Origin of the sequence: Dyella silvae (assembly GCF_026421305.1) — a bacterium.
Lineage (GTDB): Bacteria > Pseudomonadota > Gammaproteobacteria > Xanthomonadales > Rhodanobacteraceae > Dyella > Dyella silvae.
The window spans coordinates 848,717-872,508 of record NZ_JAPJBQ010000002.1; the positions used below are offsets into that span (position 1 = coordinate 848,717).

General features: G+C 62.9%; 24 protein-coding genes. 12 read left to right on the plus strand and 12 right to left on the minus strand.

Features of this window, described 5'->3' with window-relative positions:
- Positions 1-176: 176 nt before the first annotated feature.
- A complete protein-coding gene (locus OQE56_RS08075) occupies positions 177-545 on the plus strand; it encodes a HigA family addiction module antitoxin (RefSeq protein WP_267223235.1) in 369 nt (122 codons plus the stop codon).
- Positions 546-739: 194 nt separating this feature from the next.
- On the opposite strand, the gene OQE56_RS08080 is transcribed toward OQE56_RS08075, so the two are convergent.
- The 3 genes from OQE56_RS08080 to OQE56_RS08090 form a co-directional block, all read right to left on the minus strand.
- Positions 740-1,021: a hypothetical protein gene (locus OQE56_RS08080; RefSeq protein ID WP_267223238.1), complete on the minus strand. Its 282-nt coding sequence runs from the start codon at positions 1,019-1,021 to the stop codon at positions 740-742.
- Positions 1,022-1,113: 92 nt separating this feature from the next.
- Positions 1,114-1,956 carry a class I SAM-dependent methyltransferase gene (locus OQE56_RS08085; protein ID WP_267223240.1) on the minus strand — a complete coding sequence of 281 codons (843 nt, stop codon included), beginning with the start codon at positions 1,954-1,956 and terminating at the stop codon, positions 1,114-1,116.
- A 156-nt stretch (positions 1,957-2,112) separates the two neighbouring features.
- A complete protein-coding gene (locus OQE56_RS08090) occupies positions 2,113-2,922 on the minus strand; it encodes a class I SAM-dependent methyltransferase (RefSeq protein ID WP_267223243.1) in 810 nt (269 codons plus the stop codon).
- Between the two features lie 415 nt (positions 2,923-3,337).
- Here OQE56_RS08090 and OQE56_RS08095 point away from each other — a divergent pair, with 415 nt between their 5' ends.
- On the plus strand, positions 3,338-3,748 hold the full coding sequence (locus tag OQE56_RS08095; RefSeq protein WP_267223244.1) for a VOC family protein: 411 nt from the start codon (positions 3,338-3,340) through the stop codon (positions 3,746-3,748).
- Positions 3,749-3,795: 47 nt separating this feature from the next.
- Here OQE56_RS08095 and OQE56_RS08100 read toward each other — a convergent pair whose 3' ends face one another.
- Together OQE56_RS08100 and OQE56_RS08105 are read right to left on the minus strand one after the other, a co-directional pair.
- A complete protein-coding gene (locus tag OQE56_RS08100) occupies positions 3,796-4,506 on the minus strand; it encodes a DUF899 family protein (protein WP_267223247.1) in 711 nt (236 codons plus the stop codon).
- A gap of 173 nt (positions 4,507-4,679) precedes the next feature.
- Entirely contained in the window at positions 4,680-5,300 is a 621-nt protein-coding gene (locus tag OQE56_RS08105; RefSeq protein WP_267223248.1) for a hypothetical protein, read from the minus strand.
- Between the two features lie 243 nt (positions 5,301-5,543).
- Here OQE56_RS08105 and OQE56_RS08110 point away from each other — a divergent pair, with 243 nt between their 5' ends.
- Together OQE56_RS08110 and OQE56_RS08115 are read left to right on the plus strand one after the other, a co-directional pair.
- The gene (locus OQE56_RS08110) at positions 5,544-6,995 is read left to right on the plus strand and encodes an alkaline phosphatase family protein (protein WP_267223250.1); all 1,452 of its coding nucleotides are present in this window, start codon (positions 5,544-5,546) and stop codon (positions 6,993-6,995) included.
- Positions 6,996-7,208: 213 nt separating this feature from the next.
- Positions 7,209-9,518, plus strand: coding sequence for a transferrin receptor-like dimerization domain-containing protein (locus OQE56_RS08115; RefSeq protein WP_267223252.1), 2,310 nt, complete (start codon positions 7,209-7,211; stop codon positions 9,516-9,518).
- A gap of 82 nt (positions 9,519-9,600) precedes the next feature.
- On the opposite strand, the gene OQE56_RS08120 is transcribed toward OQE56_RS08115, so the two are convergent.
- The 3 genes from OQE56_RS08120 to OQE56_RS08130 all read right to left on the minus strand — a co-directional run bounded on the left by OQE56_RS08120 (position 9,601) and on the right by OQE56_RS08130 (position 11,926).
- Entirely contained in the window at positions 9,601-9,879 is a 279-nt protein-coding gene (locus OQE56_RS08120; protein ID WP_267223254.1) for a GIY-YIG nuclease family protein, read from the minus strand.
- 33 nt (positions 9,880-9,912) lie between these two features.
- Positions 9,913-10,377 carry a hypothetical protein gene (locus OQE56_RS08125; protein WP_267223256.1) on the minus strand — a complete coding sequence of 155 codons (465 nt, stop codon included), beginning with the start codon at positions 10,375-10,377 and terminating at the stop codon, positions 9,913-9,915.
- Positions 10,378-10,477: 100 nt separating this feature from the next.
- Positions 10,478-11,926: a phytoene desaturase family protein gene (locus OQE56_RS08130; RefSeq protein ID WP_267223259.1), complete on the minus strand. Its 1,449-nt coding sequence runs from the start codon at positions 11,924-11,926 to the stop codon at positions 10,478-10,480.
- 63 nt (positions 11,927-11,989) lie between these two features.
- Here OQE56_RS08130 and OQE56_RS08135 point away from each other — a divergent pair, with 63 nt between their 5' ends.
- Positions 11,990-12,682: a 2'-5' RNA ligase family protein gene (locus OQE56_RS08135; protein WP_267223261.1), complete on the plus strand. Its 693-nt coding sequence runs from the start codon at positions 11,990-11,992 to the stop codon at positions 12,680-12,682.
- Between the two features lie 22 nt (positions 12,683-12,704).
- Here OQE56_RS08135 and OQE56_RS08140 read toward each other — a convergent pair whose 3' ends face one another.
- Positions 12,705-13,202, minus strand: coding sequence for a hypothetical protein (locus OQE56_RS08140; protein ID WP_267223264.1), 498 nt, complete (start codon positions 13,200-13,202; stop codon positions 12,705-12,707).
- A gap of 151 nt (positions 13,203-13,353) precedes the next feature.
- On the opposite strand from OQE56_RS08140, the gene thpR reads away from it, so the two are divergent.
- The 6 genes from thpR (at position 13,354) to OQE56_RS08170 (ending at position 18,806) form a co-directional block, all read left to right on the plus strand.
- Positions 13,354-13,965 (plus strand): RNA 2',3'-cyclic phosphodiesterase, encoded by a 612-nt coding sequence (gene thpR / locus OQE56_RS08145; RefSeq protein WP_267223266.1) that lies wholly within the window; start codon positions 13,354-13,356, stop codon positions 13,963-13,965.
- 119 nt (positions 13,966-14,084) lie between these two features.
- Positions 14,085-15,482, plus strand: coding sequence for a M20/M25/M40 family metallo-hydrolase (locus tag OQE56_RS08150; protein WP_267223268.1), 1,398 nt, complete (start codon positions 14,085-14,087; stop codon positions 15,480-15,482).
- Between the two features lie 108 nt (positions 15,483-15,590).
- The gene (locus tag OQE56_RS08155; RefSeq protein WP_267223270.1) at positions 15,591-16,358 is read left to right on the plus strand and encodes a class I SAM-dependent methyltransferase; all 768 of its coding nucleotides are present in this window, start codon (positions 15,591-15,593) and stop codon (positions 16,356-16,358) included.
- 4 nt (positions 16,359-16,362) lie between these two features.
- The gene (locus OQE56_RS08160; RefSeq protein WP_267223272.1) at positions 16,363-16,575 is read left to right on the plus strand and encodes an oxidoreductase-like domain-containing protein; all 213 of its coding nucleotides are present in this window, start codon (positions 16,363-16,365) and stop codon (positions 16,573-16,575) included.
- A gap of 191 nt (positions 16,576-16,766) precedes the next feature.
- A complete protein-coding gene (locus OQE56_RS08165; RefSeq protein ID WP_267223273.1) occupies positions 16,767-17,582 on the plus strand; it encodes a creatininase family protein in 816 nt (271 codons plus the stop codon).
- 48 nt (positions 17,583-17,630) lie between these two features.
- Entirely contained in the window at positions 17,631-18,806 is a 1,176-nt protein-coding gene (locus tag OQE56_RS08170; RefSeq protein WP_267223275.1) for a YncE family protein, read from the plus strand.
- 88 nt (positions 18,807-18,894) lie between these two features.
- On the opposite strand, the gene OQE56_RS08175 is transcribed toward OQE56_RS08170, so the two are convergent.
- Complete coding sequence (locus OQE56_RS08175) at positions 18,895-19,953, minus strand: DMT family transporter (RefSeq protein WP_267223277.1); 1,059 nt, start codon at positions 19,951-19,953, stop codon at positions 18,895-18,897.
- A 289-nt stretch (positions 19,954-20,242) separates the two neighbouring features.
- Here OQE56_RS08175 and OQE56_RS08180 point away from each other — a divergent pair, with 289 nt between their 5' ends.
- Positions 20,243-21,238 (plus strand): LLM class flavin-dependent oxidoreductase, encoded by a 996-nt coding sequence (locus OQE56_RS08180; RefSeq protein ID WP_267223279.1) that lies wholly within the window; start codon positions 20,243-20,245, stop codon positions 21,236-21,238.
- Positions 21,239-21,259: 21 nt separating this feature from the next.
- On the opposite strand, the gene OQE56_RS08185 is transcribed toward OQE56_RS08180, so the two are convergent.
- Positions 21,260-22,318, minus strand: coding sequence for an HDOD domain-containing protein (locus OQE56_RS08185; RefSeq protein ID WP_267223281.1), 1,059 nt, complete (start codon positions 22,316-22,318; stop codon positions 21,260-21,262).
- Positions 22,319-22,392: 74 nt separating this feature from the next.
- Positions 22,393-23,643, minus strand: a complete 1,251-nt coding sequence (locus tag OQE56_RS08190) for a TIGR03862 family flavoprotein (protein ID WP_267223283.1) — start codon at positions 23,641-23,643, stop codon at positions 22,393-22,395.
- Positions 23,644-23,792 lie beyond the last annotated feature (149 nt).

Here is a 23,792-nt window from a genome sequence, read left to right on the forward strand (position 1 = left end):
CCTCAGGGTCTCTCCCGCGCCGCCGCCTTCCCGGTGACCGCCGCATGGCGTAACGGTCATTCCGGCCGTGCGCCGCAACCCGATATGGGCTGACATATCGCCAGGGCATATGCCGATAGGGATCACTATCGGCGCCGATCCCTGGCTTTAGCACGACTTACAGGGAAATCAGTTGCATGATCGTATGGATACCCCTGCATCCGCAGATGGAAGTGACACGTACACTCCCCGTGCGTTCGCCCGCCGAGGTACTTCAACAGGACTATCTTCGGGCGCGCGGCATTTCGCTCGCGCAACTGGCGCGGATGTCGGGCATCCCCATCGCCAGTGTCAGGCGTATTGCATCAGGTCAACGCGTAAGTCCCATCAGCCCGGGGATCGCGCTGCGCCTGGCTGCCGTATTTGGCACCAGTGCACTGTACTGGCTGGCGCTACAGGCCCGTTATGACCTTGACCGCAAGCACTCCGAGCGAGAAAGAGTGTGGTTGCCCGACGAGGCGATGCAAGGTGGCGCTGGCCGGACTGAGATTGACCACGCGCGATAGTGCGAGCGTGGCATAGCACCACTCAGCCGGTGGCGTCTCGCGAAGAGCCTGCCTTGATCGGTATCACCCAGAGATCCTGGCTGACGATTGAAGACATGGCGTTATGAAGTGGCGGGCATCGTGCCTGGCCGGTGCGGCAAGCGGGGCACGAATGCACCCGCCTGCGGCAAACAAGTTCAAGGGATGAAGCGAGATTACTCCTCGCCGTCTTCCTCTTCCTCGTCTTCCTCTTCTTCGTCCTCTTCGAATTCGGCAAGCTCTTCCACGCGTTGGAAGTTGGCCGCTTCGTCGGCAAAGCTGATGCGCTTGCCATCGGCGCGCATCGGACGAACGTCGCGGCGCTTGCCGCCCGCTTCGTCGGATTCCACCAGGGCAAAGCAGACCAGCGACTCGGCGGTTTCTTCGCCGGCTTCGTCGTAGACGGCAACCCAGCCGGTAGCCGGCATGATCTGGATGATGGTTTCTTGCTTGGACATGACCGCTCCGCGTTGGTTAAACAGCGAAGCTTGCCCGGCGCCCAAGGGGACTGCAAGCGGGTTCGTTGCGGGGTGGTTCACACACCTTTCGGTCAGCGGCGTATCGCCAGTACCCCGTCGAGCGCCAGTTCTGCCTTGAAGCCCGCTTTTTCCAGCCGCCTGGCTACTTCGCGGGGCACGTCGCGGTCGCTGGTGAGTTTGTTGGGGCTGCCGGTGTAATGGAACAAGCGGCCGCCGCGACGCAGCACGCGCGCAAGCTGGTTGTAGAACACTTGCGAATAGAGCTCGCCGGCAATGCCAAAACGCGGCGGATCGTGCAGCAAAGCGTCCACTGAAGCGTCAGGAATTTGCGCGATAGCCTCCGACACGTCGGCATGCGTCAGCTGCAGCCGTCCGCCACTATCAGGTGCATCCGGATCCGGCGACCATGGGTTGAGCGTACGCAACCACAACACGTCGGGATTCTTCTCGAACGAGTGGATGCGGCCCACACCCGCCTCCAGACAGCAGGCAGCAAAGTAGCCCAGGCCACCGCAGGTATCGAGCAGCACCTTGCCGCGCGGTTCCACCAATGCCACTTTGCGGCGCGCGTCCTCAAACGGCGACTCCTTCGCCGTCGGCAGCATCTTGATGCCGTCGATCTCAAATGTCGGAGCGCCCCATTCCGTAGGCACCAGCTTGATCAGGGATCCGGAAAAGCGCGACACCACCACGAACTCGTCGCCGTCCCAATAGTAGATCGTGCGATCTTTCAGCTTGTGAGGGTACGGATAGTGCTGTCCGTTCCACTCCCAGCTATCGGCGTGAAGCAGTGCGCTGCCTTGAGTGCGGGCCAGATCCAGCGATCCCGTCCATTCACTCGCACCGGCATCACGCCTGGCCAGCAACGTATCGGCGACAGGGCGGGTGAGTAGCGGGCCAGAGTAATGCGACATGAGCGGGATCTTGGGGGTGAGCGGGTGGGGATTCTTGTACAACCGGAAACGGATTGATACCTGAGCCTGGCGCGATTTTCCGAAAATCCACGTAAAACAACGCCCGATTCGTCACCGGGCGTTTGGTTTGGATGGCTGGACGGCGGAGCTATCGCACTAGGGTTTGACGAATTTCAAGGTCATGCGATCCGACTCGCCGATCGCTTTCATCCCTGCATGTTCGCTCTCAGGCCCTGATAAATCCGGCGGCAAGCGATGGATGTTGATGTCCTCAGGGTCTTTCGGATTGGCGTTGATCTGCGAGACGTCGGCCAGACGGAAGCCCGCCTTGATCGCCTGCGAAATCATGTAGTCCTCGGAGATGCGGTGCAGTGCGCCGGCGGTGGCCTGACCGTCGGAGAAGGGTTTGGCACGGTGTTCTTCAATGCCGAGAACGCCGCCTGGTTTGAGCACGTCGTAGGACGCCTTGAATACGGCTGCGAGTGTGTCCGGGCTGTTGATCAGCCAGTCGTGGGTGTTGCGGAAGGTCAGCACCATATCGGCCGATCCGCCAGGGCCCAGATTTACCTGGTCAGGTGGCGCGAACGGAATGACCTTGGTGATGTGGCCGAATACCGCCGGATTGCTCTTGAGCTTGGCGTTGAATTTTTCGGCTTTGGGTGACGCCGCTTCGATCAGTTGGCCATGCGCTGCAAGGTAAGGTGCCAGTATTTCGGTATACCAGCCACCGCCCGGCGACAGCTCGATGACGGTCATACCCGGCTGGATGCCGAAAAATTGCAGGGTTTCCACGGGGTGCCGGTACACATCGCGCGCCTTGTTGGCATCGGAGCGCCAGCTGCCGTTGACGGCCTGCTGCAGCGAAACCTCCGCAGCAGGAGGCTTGGTGTCGGCCGCCTGAGCGGCGGCAGCAAATAAAAGCAGGGCAGGGAGCAGGACTAGCGACTTGCACGTGCGCTTGAACATGGTTCGACCCTCCTGGCGATGAGGACTTTAAGCCTACGCCGAAAACGGGTCCGGAGAAAAACTGCTGATGAATGCGGGCATCGGGGTCGATTTTTAAGGAAGCTCTGATCTATTCCCCATACCCGGCATGACGTCCAGAAGGCCCGCAGGGTGTGCTGCGTGGCGCAGGGCAGACTGGCCGTCTGTTCAAGCCGCGTGGCACGCCCTGCGGGCCTTCTGGGCGTCACCCCAGCATCTAAATTCAAAACGTTGGGGCCGCACGCTATGCGCGCATACCGTGCGGTGACGGGTATGGGGAATAGATCAGAGCTTCCTTAAGCCATCTGTACGTCGTTATCACGAAGCGTTACGTCCATGGCGTGTTGTCATGGATGACCTGGGTTACCCGTTGTTCTTACTCTGGAGGAGCACTGCTATGCGGTTTATTCCGTACCTCAATTTCAATGGCAACTGCAGGGAGGCCTTTGACTTCTATGCCGGGGCTTTCCATGGCAAGGTCACCATGCGTATGACCTTTGGCGAATCCCCCTTGGCCAATGACACACCGCCTGATGCGCGTGACCGTGTGATGCATTCACAGCTGGAAACACGGCAGGGCATTTTGATGGGAGCAGACGGCCCGCCGCACACACGCACCGACAACGGCATGGTCAACGTGGATGTCGCCACGCCGGACGAAGCCGATCGCATCTTCAAGGCACTCGCCGAAGGTGGCAGCGTGCAGATGCCTATCGCCGAAACGTTCTGGGCGCATCGCTTCGGCATGCTGACTGATCGTTACGGCAAGCCTTGGATGGTCAATTGCCTTAAGACGATGGGCGAGTGATGGTGATGGCGGGCTGCGTGTAACGCAGCCCGCCAGTCCACCCGGTGTCAGTGGCCGTAGTCGAGCCTGGGATACCAGTCGGTGCCGCGCCCTTCGGGGACGCAATCCAGAATGGTCCAGATGGGCATGAGGTCTGGCGCGCCGCGCGGATCCTGTCCCGGGTCGGCGGTGGCGAAACCCATTTCGCCTGCCCAGAACAAGCGAGCGACGCCATCACGACGGGTGAATACATTGAACGCGGGGTCATCACTGCCGTTGCCATCGGTGGCGTGATAGTCGCGGCTGAAGTGGCCGTTGAGATCCGAATACAGCTTGAGGTGACGCCAGCCGCGTTCTTTCTTGAAGGCCACCAGTTTTTCGATGGGCGAGCGGGCGATGACAGCCAGCGCCACGCGCTGCTCGATGTCCCGTGCTTCGCCATCCCACGCACTGAGCAACGAAGTGCACATGGGGCAAGGCCGTTCGCGCTGCGGGCCGAACATGTAACTGTAGGTGACCAGTGACTGCTTATCGCCAAACAGTCCCGCAAAATCCACCGGGCCGTCTTCGCCCATGAAGCGGTAGTCGCCTTCCACGGTGGGGCCGGGTGGTAACGCACGACGCTGCTCGGCCACGCGCTCAATATGCCGGCGCAACTCGATTTCCTCAGCGAGCAAGGCATCGCGGGCGCGGCGGTAGTCGTCGCTTTCGCGATCAAAGCGCATGCCATTGCGGCGCACGAGCTCGGCGGCAGGAATGAGTTGGGCGATGTCGTTCATGGTGGTGACCTCGGCAGCGGGTGAGGGGACACAAGGCATTCTCCCCACGGCGCTGTTCTTGCTGTGTGGAGCGGCTTCACTATGACGACGAACGGGATGCGATGAATTCGACGCGTTCGCCCTGCCTGCGATGGCGGGCGTTTCACGCCACCTCTACGAGATCTCGGTGGGGCTCAGGCGGCGAGGCGCTCGGCGAGGTAGGGCGACAGGGCGCTGTTGAGGGTGGCGGCCATCTGATGCGCCAGTTCTGCGTAGGTGGCAGCACGCGGTACGCGCGCGCGCTTGGGCGCGTGAGTCAATACATCGACGCGCCTGGTGTCCCGTGCGTCGGAGAGGCAGGCGAACAGGCAGGCGCGCGGGGAATCGAGAAACACGCGCATCTCGATGGTCGCCACGGTATCGAGTGGCTCTCCGTCGACCGGCTTCACCAGGATGGTGAGCGACCGGTGGCCGCGGCGGCGCAACAGACGCAGGCATTCATCCTGCTCAATCACCAGCTGATGGCCATAGGGAATACCAAGGTCGCGAAGCAGTATGGCTTCCATCTCGGCCACGGCCTTGCGCACTTCGTTCTCGATGCGGCCCAGGAAGCCCGCACGCAGCTCGTGGCGCGTGTAGTGCACCGGCATGGTGGAAACCTGAATGTCGTTCATGCGCACCAGGGTGGAGTGGTTGATGCGCGTGAAGCTCAGCCCTGCCGCCTCGTAGCTCTGCGTGGCGTTGGTGCCGCTGATACCCGCAAAAGCGGCCCAGGCAGCTTTGAGATAGGCGATGTTCGGCGCCGATTGCAGCATAGGTTTCCCACCGTAAAGGGTGTGCCCGGCGGTAACCAAAGCCATCGGCCGGGTGGTATGCGCTTTATCGGCGGTGGGCCGGGAAACTTCAGTGCCTCGGATAAGCCACTGACGCCGGACGTTTTTTATGTGCGTCATCCGGGCTGTGCGGCAGGTCACGTCAGCGACACGCGCCCATGATCGAATGACGACATGCCACCCGGCGAAATGGACCCCAGTTCTCGCGAGCAGAAGGCGGAAATCATGTCCAAGGCAAGCGCCAACCCGTTGACGGCCATCAACCACATCGTGGTGTTGATGCTGGAGAACCGGTCTTTCGATCACATGCTGGGCTATCTCTATGCCGATAGCGGCAACGTTTCGCCCACCGGGCAACCGTTTGAGGGGCTCACGGGCAAGGAAACCAATCCGGGCGCCAGTGGCGGGGCCGCAGTGACGGTGTTTCCCATCCAGCCGGGTACCACGGCGACGTATTTCATGCCGGGCGCCGACCCGGGCGAGGGTTACACGGCGACCAACCTCCAGCTGTTTGGAACCAGCACGCCGCCTACGCCACCCGTGGCCACCAATGCGGGGTTCGTCACCAACTTCGCTGCCGCTCTGACGCGCGAGGCGGCCCAAAAATGGCCGATCGTGCCGGGTACCACGGCATCGGACATCATGGGCATGCACACACCGCAAACGTTGCCGGTGCTGTCGGCGCTGGCGCGTGGCTATGCCGTGTGTGATCACTGGTTCGGGTCTGCACCCACCGAAACCTTGCCCAATCGCGCGTTCGTGCAGGCAGGTACCTCGCTGGGACATATGGACGACAGCACCAAGACGTTTGCCGCGCCGAGCATTTATGCGTCGCTGAGCAAGCTCGGCGTGTCATGGATGATCTGCGGCTACAACGCCGATCCGCTGACGCGCATGTCGTTCCCCGATCTGACCAGCGCACCCGACACCCATTTCGGCAAGTTTGCGGACTTCCAGACGGCCGCCGCCAACGGCACGCTCGCTGCGTATACGTTTCTTGAGCCAAGCTGGGGTTCCAGTGGCAACAGCCAACACCCCAACTACGATGTGGCGCTGGGCGAGCAACTGATTCACGACGTGTACTACGCGTTGCGCCATGGCCCGGCCTGGGCCCAGACGCTGCTGATCGTTACGTATGACGAGCACGGCGGCTGCTACGACCACGTACCACCACCCACCACTGCGGTACCGCCGGATGCCTCGGCCGGACAGAACGGTTTCGACTTCAAGCGATTCGGTCCTCGCGTGCCTACCGTGCTGATTTCGCCATTGATTCCCGCGGACACCGTGTTGCGGGTGCCGGGCGGGAGTATGCCGTTCGATCACACCTCCATCCTGCGCACCATCGAGAAACGCTGGAACGCAGCCCCGCTGACGGCGCGTGACGCTGCTGCACCTGATGTGGCCGCGGCGCTGAGTCTGGCCTCTCCGCGTACCGACGATCCGCTCGCCGGCGTGACCGTGCCCACGTCGAAGGGCACCAACCCCGCGGCGGGTACGCCATCGCATCTGCAGCAGGTTTATGCCGAGCTGGTGTCGCAGCTGCCGGTGTCCGATGCGAAAGATAGTGCGCCGGCAGCACTGCCCATGCTGGGTACGGAAGCCGACTACGATCGCTATATCGAGCAACGGTTGGCCCAGTGGAAAGCGTGGAAGGGCGGTCGCGCATCCACCTGACGGTGGCGTATGCATGACCTATGTCCTAGGCGCCCACGCGCCGGGGCTTGCTATAACTGCCGCGACAGGATTTCTCGTTTGAGCTCGCTGCCCCGGCGACACAGGACATGACTGGCGTGGCAACACGTGCCGAGGCATCCACGATGGAGGTCGTGGAGACGGGCTCTCATTGGCAGCACCACATGGCATGACCATTTTGGGGAGAGAAACCGCATGACCCGATTGACGATTCGTCCGCTGCTGGCGGCTTGCCTGCTTGCTTCGATGGGCTCCGCTATGGCTGCGGCCGACAACGGCCAGAGCAATCACAGCATGCTCGGTTTCAGCGCCGATGGCGCCGCCGCACAACAGAGCCTTGAACAGCGCTTTGATGCACTGCTTGATCCCGCCGATCAGCGCGAGTGGCTGAAGCAAATGTCGTCCGGCCCCAACCAGGTGGGCGCGCCGCACAATAAGGCCAATGCGGAGTTCATGCTCGCCAAATTCAAGGAATGGGGTTGGGATGCGCATATCGAGACGTTCAATGTGCTGTATCCCACCCCGAAAAAAATCGGGCTGGAGCTGACGGGCCCGCATCCGTACACCGCCAAGCTGCACGAACCGCAAGTGAAGGGCGACAGCACCTCCGGCATCCGCGACGGCGTGTTGCCGCCGTACAACGTGTATGGCGGCGACGGCGACGTCACGGCGCCGCTGGTCTACGTGAATTACGGCATGCCGGACGACTACAAAGAGCTCGAACGGCGCGGTATCGATGTGCGCGGCAAGATCGTCATCGCCCGTTATGGCGCTGGCTGGCGTGGGCTGAAGCCCAAGCTGGCTCAGCAACATGGCGCGATAGGTTGCCTGATCTACTCCGACCCGCGCGATGACGGCTACGGCGAGGGTGACACGTACCCGCAAGGCGGCTGGCGTCCCGAAGACGGTGTGCAGCGCGGCTCGGTGGCCGACATGCAGCAGTACCCCGGTGATCCGCTGACGCCAGGCGTGGGTTCCACCCCCAATGCCAAACGTCTTGCCCTGAAGGATGCGAAAACCATCCTGAAGATTCCGGTGCTGCCGATTTCCTACGCGGACGCGACGCCGCTGTTGCAATCGCTGACCGGCCCGGTCGCGCCCTCCGGCTGGCGTGGTGCGCTGCCGCTGACCTATCACGTGGGGCCGAGCAGTGCGCCCGTGCACCTCACCGTGCAGTCCGACTGGGGACAGAAGCCGGTGTACGACGTCATTGCCGTGCTCAAGGGATCGGCTGAGCCCGATCAGTGGATCGTGCGCGGCAATCATCACGACGGCTGGGTGTTCGGTGCGTGGGATCCGCTTTCCGGCAACGTTGCGCTGATGGCTGAAGCCAAGGCCATCGGCACGCTCTACAAGCAGGGATGGCGTCCGCAGCGCACGCTGGTCTACGCCAGCTGGGATGGTGAAGAGGCGGGTCTGCTCGGTTCCACGGAATGGGCCGAAACGCATGCGGACGAGTTGAAGAAAAAAGCCGTGCTTTATCTCAACTCCGACACCAACGGCCGCGGCTTCCTCGATGCCGGCGGCAGTCATTCGTTGCAGCACCTGGTGAACCAGGTGGCGGAAGGTGTGACTGATCCCGAGACGAAAGTGAGCGTGCTAGAGCGCCTGCGTGCCCACATCCTGGTGGAGGGTAATGCGAAGGGCGCTAAGGACGAAGCGAAGGAGTTCGCCAAACTCGCCGCTGAAGGTGGCGACGTGCCGATCGATGCATTGGGATCCGGCTCCGACTACAGCGCATTCCTTGAGCACCTGGGTATTGCCTCGCTCAATCTCGGCTTCGGTGGCGAGGACGAGAGCGACGGCATCTATCACTCGCGCTACGACTCGTTCGATCACTACGCCCGTTTTGGCGATCCGACGTTCGACTATGGCGTCACGCTTTCAAAGGTGGCCGGCCATATCGTGTTGCGCACGGCCGAAGCGAACGTGCTGCCGATGCGCTTCAGCGATTTCAGCGACACCATGGGCCGCTATGTCGATCAGCTGCACAAGCTGGTAGACGACACCCGCGAGGCCACCGACAAGCAGCATCGCTTGCTGGATCAGCATGCTTACGCGCTCGTGTCCGATCCGGCCCGGCCGATGGCACCACCGGCTCGCGACTCCGACATGCAGGAGATCAAGCTCGCCCCGCTGGATGATGCAGCAAAGCGGCTCAAGCAGAGCGCGCAGGCCTACGAGGCGGCCTACAACGAGCGTGCAGCGGCAGGCTTCCATTTCTCCGCTTCGCAGCAGCAGCAACTGAACGCGCTGATGGCCCAGATGGAGCAGTCGCTGTCCGACCGCTCGGGCTTGCCAGAGCGTCCGTGGTTCCAGCACATGATCTATGCGCCCGGCATGTTGACCGGTTACGGCGTGAAGACGGTGCCCGGTGTGCGCGAAGCGCTGGAAGCCCGTCGCTGGGATGAAGCCAACCGGTATGCGCAGGTAACTGCAAAGACACTGGACGGTTACAGCACGCAGCTCGATCGGTTGACGGCGTTGCTGAAGAAGGCGTCGTGATACGGCTGAAGGACTAGTCAACCGTCATGATCGTCATCCCAGCTTTCGCTGGGATGACGGCAAAGGTAGAGGGCTGTTTCGCCTAGTCGCCTTTGAGAAACCCGATCTTGCGCTGCTTCGGCAGCTGCTTGATTTCCCATTCCGCACGCGAAGCGGCGGCCCGGTCGGCATAAGGCCGGGCGCCGATCATGCGCAAAGGCGGATGGGATCGTGTGTAGCGCGCGCCTTTGCCAGCCACGTGCGCTTCATAACGTGCTTCAAGATCGTTGGTGATGCCGGCGTAGTAGGAGCCGTCTTTGCACTCGATCAAGTACAGCCACCAGGTATTTGGTTGTGTGGTGGGTTTTTCGCCGACAGTCATGGGTACGCGATGGGTGGTGCACTCGCCTGAAGTTTAGCGTGTGGCGGCTGCCAGCTTCGACTTGGCGAAAAAAGCCACAATCCAGCCGAACAGCAACATGGCCGCCAGGTTGGCGACAAAGCTGAAGACGCTGAAATGCGGGGTGGCATGCAACGCGGAAAGCGGCACCACCACATAGTTCATGACGAAGAACACCACGACGCCATAAGCCACACCCCAAACCGGCCAACGCCGGTTGGCCGCGATGTGGCGGCGCGTGATCAGCACAAACACGGCTGCAATGATGAGCGACATAATCCATTGCAGCAGCATGCCGAGCGCGGCATTGGAAAAGCCGCCGGCCAGCGATGCTTTGCCAAGTACGCCACCGGCGACGTATTTGAGAATGACCACCGGGCTGTAGCCGCTGATAAGCGAAGCCGCGCCGATATCCAACGTACCGGCGACAAGGCCGCCCCAGAGCGTGGCGGCCAGAGCAGGGTGACGCGATCCAGACATGACGTTCTCCGAAGGTACGCAGTGGTCCAGCAGGGAGGAACTCGGCCGCGCCACTCTAATGGCAGGCATGGCCGCAGGCGACATGACTTCCCGCAGGGTGTCAGGCGTTCATCATCGCGTCGGCGGCGAACACGCCGGAAAACATGGACGTGGAGACGCCAAAACCGGGGTAGGTGGTTTGCCCCGCCAGGTACAGGCCTTCGATCGGCGTTCGGTGCGGAAACTGTTGATCTGGCCGGGCAGCGGGCGAAAGGCCGTAAACAGCGCCTCGGTAAAGATGCCACTCGTTGGCGTAGTCACGCGGGCTGATCAGTCGCGTGGTGGCGATATCCAGTGGCTGGTGCCTGCCCAGTGCGGCAATGCTGGCGTCTGCCAGGTCGGAGGTAGCCTGTTCGGTCCAGGCCTCCATGGGCATGTTCTCATCCACGGCGGCGAACATCTCCACGATGCTGCCGCCCGGCGGCGCCAGTTCAGGCATAGGCAGGGTGGGCACGGTGTAGTTGAACCAGTGGACGCCTTGCGGTTGCGAGGTAAGAAACAGCTGCTGCTCTTCCATCATGGGGATGTGATTGACCGAGTGCGCCGGCGGCAGCACGCGATTGCGCAAGCCGAGCTGTATGCCGAGCGTGCGCTGCGATAGCGGTGCACGCTGCACGCGTCGCTGCAAGGTGCCGGGAACGAGCGAGGGATCCACCAGCTGCGTGAAGGTGGTCATGCCGCTGGCGGTGGAGATCACCGCGTCGGCCGCGATGACTTCGCCACTATTGAGCGACAACCCCCGCACACGCCCGCCGTCGATGCGAATACGCGATACCCCTGCGCCTGTGCGAACTTCGCCGCCGAGGCGTCGGAACGTGCTCTCCAGCACGTCGCTGATCGCGCCCATGCCACCCACTGGCAGGTGCAGCCCATCCTGCAGCATCGACACCAGGCCGATGATCAGGAAGATCGGCGTGCGCTCGGCGGGCAGGCCGGTATACAGCGTCACGGCGGCGAGCGCGGCGCGCGCTTGTGGATCGCTGAAACTGCGGCGGAGCTCAGTGGCCAGCGTGCCATGCAGCTTGGGCAAATGGCGCCACGCCTTGATCAGAACACGCGAAAGCGACATCGGTTGCGTGAGCAGATCATTCGCGAAGATGTTGAGCAGCGGATTCCACCGATTGACGCATCGTTCGATTTCATCTTGCAGTGTCGCCGTGCGTGCTTCGCCGTTCTTGCCTTCGATGCGCACATGATGGCGATCACGGAGCGTGATCAGCGTATCGTCCGGCAACAGCGAGGCCTGTGGTGTCGCAATGCGGCGTAGCGGCAACGTCGTGGCGCGGTCGATACCCAGACGCGCAAAGGCATGGTCCAGCAGCTCGGGAACGGCGAGAAACATGGCGCCGTTGTTGAAGCGGTATCCATCGATCAGGGTGGTGGAACAGCAGCCGCCTAACGTATCGCGGGTTTCAAACAGGCTTACTCGCACGCCCTGGCTGATCAGCCGAATGCCGGCAGCAAGCCCGGCAACACCGCCGCCGATAATGGCGACATGCTTGGGTTTCATCCATGCTCTCCGTGGGGTGGGGCGGCCACACCTTAATGCAACCAAGGTGACGATCGTTATCACATGGATCGCCGATGGACCGCCGGTGCCGGTACCATCGCAGGCATGCGCTTTTCAGACCTGCATGCTGGCCCTGCCGAAACACTGGTAGCAGAGCTTCGCGATTATCCCGAATGGCATCGGGGGCGCGAGCGCTATGGTGTGTGGATGGTGCCGGTCGATGATGCGGCTCTGCTGAGCTATATCGGCGACGTGCGCCGGCAACTGGCGGATCTGCTTCATCCTGATGGGCAGAGGCAACCGCATCTTACGGTGTTCGTTTGCGGCTTTCACGAACCGCAACGTGTGGCTGACGATGATTTTCCCCCGGAGCGATTGCAGCAACAGCTTGCGTTGCTGAAGAGCGGCACCGGTGCGCCCTGTTCGTTGCCGTTGGCGTCACCAGACAGTTTTGCCAGTGCAGCGTTCATTCCCGTCGGCGATCCGCAAGGCAGGCTGGCGCATTGGCGGCGGCTGTTGGGACAAGCCAGTGAGGAGGTGCGCCCATCGGCCTACATCCCCCACATCACGCTGGGTTTGTATCGCCGCAGGGTCGATGCGCAAGTGATTCGGGAGAGGCTTGGCGGCATCGACGCACCTGCCATGCCGATGGCGATAACGCAGCTGCATTACGCAACTTACGATACACGCAGCCAGTTTGGCCCTTTACACAGTCACCATCGTCTACCACTAAGTGCGCGAGCGGTATTGCGTTAAGCCGGACGGCCTTTCAACACGATTACGTCAGCATCGTATGCGCGCGGAAGGGCAGGTGTATCGCGCCGGCCTCTTCGATGGCGGGCTCGGCGATAGACAAGAGCTCGCGATCGCCATCGATGACCACCAGAATATGGCCGGAATCGATCTCGCCCTTGAAGCGGCGATGGACCACATCAGGCACTTCGGAGCCGACCAGCGCGCCAGTCCAGCCTCCGATGGCTGCTGCGGCCAGCGCCATCGCGCCCGCGCCTGTCAGGGTGACGCCCAGCGGTGGAATGGCGGCGGCGACTAGTCCCAGCACCACGCCGGTGCCGCCAGCGCAGGCCATGCCGCGCACGGCAGCCGGATAGAAATCGGTGCAACCCGTCATCAAGTGATCAGGAATCTGGTCATGCTCGATGTCCTCCCGGGCGACCAGGGCGATGTCGTCGTCGGGGATGCCTGCTTGCAGCGCAGCGTCCATGGCTGCACGCGCGGAATCGAGGTCGTTGGTGCTGAAGACGCTGCGGATTTTCATGAATCCCTCCTGCCAATGCAACACGCGGTGCGCGCTTGCGGAATGCATGGTGGCGCGACGGTGAATACGATAAAGGCGCCATGTGGTTCATGCGGATACCTCAAGAGGCATTTGCGGTAGGCTCTAACGCCTTTCCTTCGATATGTCGTGCATGAGTTTCCGTCGTTCCCCGTCGCCCGATATACAACCTGACTTGCTGGGAGGCGGGTCGGGCGCGCCTGCCGAGATCCATCGGTTGTTTTTCGCCTTGCTGCCGGGCGAACCCGTGCGGCGGCAGATCGAAACGGTGGCCGCCGGCGTAGCGGTGGCGCAGCATCTGCGTGCACGCATGATTCGCCCGTCGCGCTATCACGCCACACTGCATTTTCTTGGCGACCACCCGATGCTGCGCAACGACATCGTGCAGGCGGCTGTCGGCGCGGCTCGCAAAGTCCGTTGCGCGCCGTTCGATCTGGTGCTGGACAGCGCTTCGGGTTTTCATGGCCGCGAGCCGCCCTGCGTATTGCGTTGCTCGCAGGTGCCGGCGGAACTGACCGGCCTGTGGCAGGACTTGCGGCAGGCGTTGGCGCTGGCCGGGCAGGGCGTGCATCTCTCCCGCACCTTTACGCCGCACGTCACGTTTGCCTATAGCCGTGGTGCACCGCCGCAGGAGATGGCCGTCGAACCCATCACGTGGCGGGTAGATGGTTTTGCATTGCTGCATAGCGTGGTGGGCGGCGGTGACTATCGCATGCTCGACGCATGGCGTTTTGCGCCGGCCTGACCTGCCGTGCCTGGCCGTATGGCCGTCCACCTCGCAAGAAATATCTTGAAGTGGGTGGTGCCATGGTGGCCGGTATAAGGACATACTCACGGCTCCTTCCGACGCCGCCGAGACGTTACATGTTCAAACCCCTGTGTGCTTCGTTGCTGACCTTCGCGGTGGCGCTTCCCGCCACGGCTGCCTCGCTGGATGCTCATCAAGCGCAGGCTCGCGATATTTTCAGCCACTTGATCGCGTTCAAGACCGAAATCGGGCAGGGGCAGGTACCGGTCATGGCCAGGTACCTGGCCGATCAGTTCCGCGCGGCGGGCTTTCCGGATGAAGACATTCACATTGTGCCGCATGGCGAAACGGCGGCGATGGTGGTGCGCTATCGCGGCAATGGCACCGGAGGCAAGCCGATTGCGCTGATGGCGCATATGGACGTGGTGACGGCCAAGCCGGAGGACTGGCAGCGCGATCCGTTCAAGCTGATCGAGGAGAACGGTTATTTCTACGGGCGCGGCACGGAAGACATCAAGAGTGGCGTCACGGTGCTGGCCGCCAACTTTATACGGCTGAAGAAGGAAGGTTTCGTACCCACGCGCGATCTCATCATTGTCTACACCGGCGACGAGGAAACCTCGCAGGACACGATGGAAGATCTGGTCAAGAACCATCGCGACCTGGTGGATGTGGAGTACGCGCTCAATACCGACGCCGGTGGCGGCGAATTGAGCGAGGCAGGCAAGCCACTGGTGTTTGGCGTGCAGACGGCGGAGAAGGCTTATGCCAGCTTCGAATTGACTACGCGCAACCCCGGCGGCCACAGCTCGCTGCCGCGGGCCGATAACGCCATCTACGAGCTGGCCGATGCATTGAAGAAGGTGCAGGCCTATCAGTTCCCGGTGATGTGGAACGACACCACCATCGCCTCGTTCAAGGCGCTGGGCGAGAAGCGACAGGACAAGGTGGGCGAAGCCATGCGCGCGTTCGCCAAAGATCCACATGACGCTGAGGCGGCTGGCGTGCTCGCCGCCGAGCCGTCCGAAGTGGGCAAGACGCGCACCACATGCGTGGCGACGTTGTTGCGTGGTGGTCACGCCGACAACGCGTTGCCGCAGTCGGCCACGGCCACCATCAACTGTCGCGTTTTCCCGGGCGTTGCCATCGATACCGTGCGCAAGTCGTTGCAGGATGCGGTGGGCCCGAAGGTGGAGGTGATGCTGGTTGGCAAAGCCATCGCCAGCGATGCCTCCCCGTTGCGCCCTGACGTGATGGCGGCAGTGACCAAGGCGGTGCATTCGATTCGGCCGGGCGTGGCGATCACGCCCGAGCAGGAGTCGGGTGCGACGGATGGACTCTATTTCCGTGCCGCCGGTATTCCCACGTATGGCGTGAACGGCATGTTCATGAAGAACAGCGATGACTTTGCGCACGGCCTCAACGAGCGCGTTCCAGTCAAAGGGTTCTATGACGACGTGGCTTACTGGTACGTCTTGCTGAAGACGCTGGCGGGTCCGGCGCCGGCGAAGTAAGTCGGCCCGCGAGCCAGTTCACGCTTCCGTGATGTGCCGGAACTCCTGATGCGGTTTATCCTGTGGGGGCGCAGAATGGCGCCCCCACCTCTGATCACGGAGTTCGTTATGCGTCCGACCGTTCTTGCAGTGCTGGTAGCCCTTGCTTTCCCTGTCACCTCGGCGCTGGCGACGCCGCCCGCGCCATCGGACATTCCCGCGTATGTCACCGCGGCCATCAACGACCCTGCCCGTAAGGACGACACCGCCGACGACGAGCGCCGCAAGGTTGGCGAACTGATGACGTTTGCTCAGGTGAAGCCAGGCCAGGCCGTGGTGGATCTGATTCCCGGCAGTGGCTACTTCACCCGCGTGTTCAGCGCTGTGGTGGGCCCCAAGGGGCACGTGTATGCGGTGTGGCCCAACGAATATGCGAAGGAATCGAAAACGGATGTGCAGGCGTCCAAGGCGCTGGTAGCCCAGCCGCACTACGCCAACGTGGGAGTTTTGATGGGCCCCGCGGCGACGTTCAAGACGCCGGAGAAGGTGGATCTGGTGTTCACCTCGCAGAACTACCACGACTACCCCGACAAGTTCATGGGCAAGGTCGATCCGGTGGCCTTCGATAAGCAGGTGTTCGACTCGCTCAAGCCGGGCGGCCTGTTCGTGGTGATCGATCATGCGGCGGAAGCGGGCTCGGGCATGCGTGATACCGACACGCTGCATCGCATCGACCCGGCCATTGTGAAGAAGCAGGTAGAATCGGTGGGCTTCGTGTTCGATGGCGAGAGCGACGTGCTGCGCAATCCGGCCGATCCCCACAACATCAAGGTATTCGACAAGTCGATTCGTGGTCATACCGACCAGTTCGTCTATCGTTTCCGTAAGCCTGGTTAATGGTTTGACTGATACACAACATCCTCAAGTAGTGGAGGGCGCAACTGCGCCCTCCAACGATCCGCCGCCGACGCCACCGCAACGCCCCGACGACGAAGACTGTTGCGGTCAGGGCTGCGTGCCGTGCATCTTCGATCTCTACGACGAAGCCATGGGGCGCTACCGCGAAGAGCTGGCGGCTTGGAAAGAGCGGCATCCGGGCGAATCACCCACGTAACCGCGCACATCGTCCCTTGTGGAAGCGCACCCTGTGCGCGATCGCGGATTAACGACATCCCTCGTCAGCCGGTTGTCGCGCACGGTGAAAACTGAATGGCAAGGCAGCATCGTGGCCTGACAGGCGCGCGCAGGGTGTGCTTGCACAGGAGAGGGTTTTACAATCGGCGCCTGGTTTTTCAGGACGAACCCATGTCTTTCCCGTCGTTGCGAGCCCTGCTGTGCGGACTGGTGCTGCTAAGCGCTCACACCGCTGTCCTTGCGCAAGCGCCGCGCACCGTGCTCCTGGAAAACCTCACCTGGACCGAAATCCGCGATCAGGTGCAGGCCGGCAAAACCACCATCATCATTCCCATCGGCGGCACCGAGCAGAGCGGCCCGGGCATCGCCGTGGGCAAGCACAATGCGCGCGTGGCTTATCTCTCGCAGAAGATCGCCGAGCGACTGGGCACGGCGCTGGTGGCCCCCGTGGTGGCCTATGTGCCCGAGGGCGGCACCGCGCCCCCGACGTCGCACATGCGTTTCCCCGGCACCATCACCCTGCCTGACGCGGTGTTCGAGCAGATGCTGGAATCGGCGGCGCAGAGCTTCGCCGTCCATGGTTTCCGCAACATCGTGTTCCTGGGCGATCACGGTGGCTATCAGAAAGATCTCGAGCAGGTAGCGGCGCGCTTGAACAAAGCATGGGCTGGCAAAGCCAAGGCCATTGTGCCGCCCGAGTACTACGCCAGTTCGTCCGAAGGCTTCGCGCAGCAATTGCGCCAGAAGGGCTTCAAGGATGACGAGATCGGCACCCACGCCGGGCTGGCCGATACCTCGCTGCAACTGGCGGTGGCGCCGCAAATGGTGCGGCTCGACTCATTGCAGCACGGTCCCAGGCTGGGGCAGGCCGATGGCGTATACGGCGGCGACCCGCGCCGCGCCTCGGCTGAACTCGGTCAAATGGGTATCGATGCTATTGTGTTACATACCGTTGACGCCCTGAAGAAAGATACTCAGGGCCGCTGATGCCCCACTCGGGGTCCCCCTGGACTTCCACCCATAAGTTGTCTGCCCATGGCTATTGCTAAAACCAAGCGCTTCTCCCGCCTGTTCCGTCTCGCCCCGTTCGCGCTCGCCGCGGCTTGCGTGGGCGGCAACGCATTGGCGGCATCGTCGGTCACCACCGTTCCCGGCATGCCGCCGGTGACCAACCCCGCGAACATGTACAGCGAAGTGGGCGTCAATCACTTCAGCGCCGAAGTGGCGAAAGACCCTGCGCGCATCTACGTGCCCAACCTGCGTTCAAACGACGTCTACGTGATCGACCCGGCCACCTACAAGGTGGTGGACAAGATCAAGGTGGGCGAAGGTCCCCAGCATGTGGTGCCGTCGTGGGACATGCGCACGCTGTGGGTGACCAACAACGCCGAGCGCAAGAAGACCGGCAGCCTGACGCCGATCGACGCGCGTACCGGCAAGGCCGGTGCGAACGTGCCGGTCGACGACCCGTACAACATGTACTTCACGCCGGACGGCAAAGAAGCCATCGTGGTCGCCGAGGCGTTTGCGCGTCTGGACTTCCGCGATGCGCACACCATGGCGCCGCACTCGAGCCTCCAGGCGCCCGAGTGCAAGGGCATCAACCACGCCGACTTCTCCATCGACGGCAAGTACGCCATCTTCACCTGCGAATTCACCGGCAAGCTGGTGAAGATCGATATGGTGAACCGCAAGGTGCTCGGCTACCTCGACCTGTCCAAGAAGGGCATGCCGCAGGACATCCGCGTGTCGCCCGAAGGCAAGACGTTCTTCGTCGCCGACATGATGGCCGACGGTGTGTACCTGGTGGATGGCGATAGCTTCAAGGAGGTCGGTTTCGTCAAGACCGGTGTGGGCACGCATGGCCTGTACCCGAGCCGCGACGGCACCAAGCTCTACGTGGCCAACCGCGGCTCCAACAAGGTGCATGGCGCGCCGAAGGGCAAGGGCAGCGTGTCGGTGATCGACTTTGCGACGCAGAAGGTCGTGGCCAACTGGCCGGTGCCCGGCGGCGGCAGCCCGGACATGGGTAACGTGAGCGCCGACGGCAAGACACTGTGGCTGTCCGGCCGCTTCGACGATGTGGTCTACGCCTTCGACACCACTACGGGTGCAGTGCACTTCGTCAAGGTGGGTCAGGAGCCGCACGGTCTGGCCGTGTGGCCGCAGCCGGGCCGCTACTCGCTGGGTCACACCGGCATCGTGCGCTAAGCCAAAGCTTGTGCTGCAAACAGAAACGGCGGCTTCGATGAGGCCGCCGTTTTTTTGTGCCCGAATTTTCACCCACTACAACGATTGCTCAAGCATGCCCATGACGATGATGGATGTCCGGATAGTGCGGGTGCGTGTGCGTGATCGGTTCGTGGCGATGCGGGTGCGTGTGCGGTTCCGTACCGTCCCATTCGAAGTCGTGATCGTGCTGATGATGCTCATCGTGTACGTGGCGATGCGAGTGGAGCATTGCCTCGTGCGTGTGCTCATGCTCGTGCCGTTCGGTGAGATGCAGCCATACACCAAGGCCCATCACCGCAGCCGACAACCAGAAGGCGAGCGAGGCGTGTTCGCCGAACAGCAGAATGGCCAGCGCAGCGCCGATGAATGGCGCAGTGGAGAAATACGCGCCGGTTCGGGCAGTGCCAAGGCCGCGCAAGGCCAGCACAAACAACACCAGGCTGACCCCGTAGCCGAGGAAGCCGATCAGCATGGCGGGTGCGATCTGCGTCCACGCAGGCATTGCGGCGCCTATCGCCAGTCCAAGCACGGTATTGATGACGCCGGCGACCAGGCCCTTGCTGCCGGCGAGAAAGAGCGCGTCCTGCGCCGATACGTTGCGGGTGAGGTTGTTGTCGATGGCCCAGCACAGGCAGGCACCCGCGATGGCCAGCGGGCCGACCCACGTGCCCGCGCCGCCCTGCGCGCCTGACCACGAGAGCAGCACGCCACCGGCCACGATGAGCAGCATGCCAGCCACGATACGTCGATCCGCATTCTCCTTGAACACCACCCAGGCCAGCACGGCGGTGAGCACCGCTTCGAGATTGAGCAGCATGGAAGCGGTGGCCGCAGTGGTCTGCGCCAGTCCCACCATGAGCAGTAGTGGGCCAAGCACGCCGCCAAATACCACCGCACCCAGCCACCACCACCATTCGTTCGCCGGCAGTGCCGGCAGTCGTATGGCTCTGTCACGGATGACACGCACCAGATTCAGCCCCACGCCGCTACCTAGATAGAGCAGCCCGGCGAGCAGAAACGGCGACGTATTGCCGACCAGTTGCTTAGCAAATGGCGTGCTGGCACCAAACAGCGCGGCCGCAAGCAGCGCCGCCAGCACGGAGGGGGAGAGCTTGGTCTTGGTCATGGGCTTATCGTGGCGGGACGTTGAGCCGCGAACGCAGGGAGGGCGTGTGCACCATTCTATGCTGGTCAGGTCGCTGTGGGGTGTGCGAATCATTCTTTGTCGGGTGCCAGGCTATTTGGACGTCCATACCCGTGTGATCTTTCTGGCTTGAATGGGCGATAGGTATTCACATCAATACCCAGTCCAACCGTCATCCCCGCGATAGGGGCGGTGAGAAGGCACGTTGGGGCGAGGGCTGGCATTTCGGAACCCCGCCCCCACGTGAAGATTTCCCCGTCGAGGAAGTCACATGATTCCCTTTTCTGTACTCGATCTGGCGCCCGTGACCCAGGGCAGCACCATCACCCAGGCATTCGCCAACACGCTGGATCTGGCGCGGCGCGCCGAAAAGCTCGGCTATACGCGCTATTGGCTGGCGGAGCACCACAATATGCCGGGCATCGCCAGCGCGGCCACCGCGGTACTGATCGGCCACGTGGCCGGCGGTACGTCGACGATTCGCGTGGGCGCCGGCGGCATCATGCTGCCCAACCATGCGCCGCTGCAGGTGGCTGAGCAGTTCGGCACGCTGGCGTCGCTGTATCCGGGGCGCATCGATCTTGGGTTGGGGCGCGCCCCGGGCACGGATCACCCCACGGCACGTGCGTTACGCCGTTACTTCGACAGTGCGGAAGCGTTCCCGCAGGACGTTACGGAACTCTTGGCTTATTTCGAGCCGGCCACCAACGATCAGCCAGTGCGTGCGGTGCCCGGCGCAGGTATCGAGGTGCCGGTGTGGTTGCTGGGCTCCAGCCTGTTCAGCGCACGACTGGCAGCGGCGATGGGCTTGCCGTTCGCATTCGCTTCGCACTTTGCGCCGGATGCCATGGACGAGGCGTTGGCGCTGTACCGGCGCGATTTCCGTCCATCGCGTCGTTTGTCGTCGCCCTACGCCATGCTGGGCATCAACGTGGTGGCCGCCGGCAGCGATACCGAAGCGAAGCGTTTGTTCACCACGCAGCAGCAGAGTTTCATCAATTTGCGGCGTGGCATGCCCGGCCTGATTCCGCCGCCCATCGACGATATCGAAAGTTACTGGACGCCTACGGAAAAATTCGGTGTCGAGCGTGCTTTGGCGTGTGCTGTCGTGGGCGATGCGAACACGGTGCAGGAAGGTATTGAGGCATTCGTGGCGCGTCATCGCCCTGATGAGCTGATGGTCACCGCCAATGTGTTCGATCACGAGGCGCGTTGCAGGTCGTTCGCCACCGTGGCCGAAGTGAGGGAACGGATCGCAGCGAAGTAACGGGGTGAGGAGGCGTTTGCTTCAGAGCGCGGCGGTGGCAAAACTCTGCCGCAGCTCTTGCTGGCAGCGCGCGAGCAACTGCGCCGGAAACTGCGCGACAGGGTCATCGGCATAGCCGGCATCGCTATGGAGCACGCCCTGTTCCGTCAGCACCTGGCACATCGCAAGCCGCTGGGCCGCATGCAGCACGCGGCTCATGGGCAAGGCGAGAGCGGCGTCGCCATGTTCTGCGTGTTCCAGCAGTGCGTCCTGTACGGCAGGTGGCAGATCCCAATGCCGCCCCGCCTCGACGCTGAGCTGTGCGGCGAGTTTTGCGCAGCCCTCGATGAAGGCGGGCGAGCAGGCGGGCAGGGTGGTACCTATTTCCTTGTCGAGCAGCCGCGCCACGGCACCCAGGCCGCTGTAGCAGACCAGGGCCGCCAGATTGGCTTCGAACGGGTCGCACTGGCCCTTGCTGAGGAATACGGCGGCATGGGCACACCGTTCTGCGTGGTCCCATAGCCGCTGCCCCACCACCTGGCCGTTGGCGCCGGCGCTGGCCATCAGGATGGGTTTCATCACATAGACAGAGACCACGTGGCGCAAGCCGATCTGGCCGAGCAGCACCACCGCATGCTGCAGGCTGCCCACCGGATGTGCGGTGCGGTAGGTGACGCTGCCGGTCACCCGCATGACTTCGCCGACCAGCACCGGGTCGCGGCGGATCAGGTTAGCCAGTTGCGCGCCGTTGAGGTTGTCGCTCTTCATGGCCCGCATCAGCTGCGGCAACACCGAAGGCATGCGCGGCAGGCTTCGTACGTCGAAGCGGCCGCTGTCGCACAGGTCCCTCAGCCGCTGGAGGATGGCCTGCTCGCGCGCGACATGGGCGCTGTCGCCGGCGTTGACCGGCTGATTGAGGATGAAGCGGAAGAAGCACTGGGCGATGTCGTCGCCCGACACCACGCCGGCCGGCGGCGTGATGGCCATCGGTACTTCTTGCCGGGGCACGGACGGGCGCTGCGCCGACGTGGTTGCCGCGCTGTCTCGTGCGAAGAATCGCCACCAGTTGCCCATCATCGTGTTGCCTGCTCCCTCGCTCACGCCCCCGCTCCGCCGCTGTATCGGCACGGTATGGGAAACATGTAGCGCCGGGCGTCCGCCTTGCGACGGTGCGCTCAATCTTGCGATGGCGGGTGCAGGTAGCTGACGGCGCCGAGGCCGGCGCGGCGCCCGCTGGCAAAGCAGGCGGTGAGCAGGTAGCCGCCCGTCGGCGCTTCCCAGTCCAGCATTTCGCCAGCGCAGAACACGCCGGGCAGGGCGGAAAGCATCAGGCGTTCGTCCAGCGCCTGCAGGCGCACGCCGCCGGCGCTGCTGATGGCTTCTTCGATGGGTCGAGCCCGCTGCAACCGGAGCGGCAGGTGCTTGATGGTACGGGCCAGGGTTTCGACATCGTGGAACTGGGCCTTGTCGAGCACCTCGTGCAACAGGGCGGCCTTCACCCCGGTGAGACCGGTCTGGCGCCGCAGGTGCTCGCTCATCGAACGGCTGCCATGCGGTCGGGCCAGGTCGGAGCGCAAACGCTCCAGCGTACGGTCGGGTGCCAGATCGAGTTCGATGGTGGTGGTGCCATGCGCGGCGATGGCGTCGCGCATGGCACCGGAGAAAGCGTAGATCAGGCTGCCTTCGATGCCTGTGGCGGTGATGACGCACTCGCCCTGGCGCGCGTGCTCGCGGCCCATAGCGTCACGCAAGTGGATCACCACCGGCTTGAGTGGCGCTCCCGCGAATCGGTTGGCGAGATGCTCGCTCCAGCCGATATCGAACCCGCAGTTGGACGGAACCAATGGCGTTATGTCTACCCCTTGCGCCATCAGCCAGGGCTGCCAGGCGCCATCGGAGCCCAGTTGCGGCCAGCTGCCGCCGCCAAGCGCCAGCACCGTCGCATCCGCGCGAATGGCGCGTTCACCCTCGGGGGTGGCCATGCGCAGCGTGCCGTCCTCGCTCCAACCCACCCAGCGATGATGCACGTGGAAACGCACGCCGCTTTCGCGTAGGCGATGCACCCAGCCGCGCAACAGCGGCGCCGCCTTCAGATCGCTGGGAAACACGCGGCCCGAGGTGCCCACAAAGGTTTCCACGCCAAGGTCGCGCGCCCATGCGCGCAGTGCGTCAGCGTCGAAGTCGTCGAGCCAGGCGCCGACTTCTTTCGCACGCGCCCCATAGCGCTGCACGAAATCCGGCTTGGGTTCGCCATGAGTGAGGTTCATGCCACCTTTGCCGGCGATCAGGAATTTCCGGCCGACCGAACCCTTGGCCTCAAAAACGTCCACGTCGATGCCCGCAGCACGCGCCGTTTCAGCCGCCATCAGCCCGGCAGGGCCGCCACCGATGATGGCCAGGCTGACGTGAGTGGGAGTGGAGGACATGGCGGTTTGCGTGGCGAATGGCCCGCTATTGTACAGGCAGCCCCACGCCACGCCGTTTTCCCTCTGTAGGAGCGCCCTTGTGCGCGATTGGAGACGACACGCTCACGAAGCGCTGCAAAGATGCAACGAATCCATCGCGAAGACCGGCG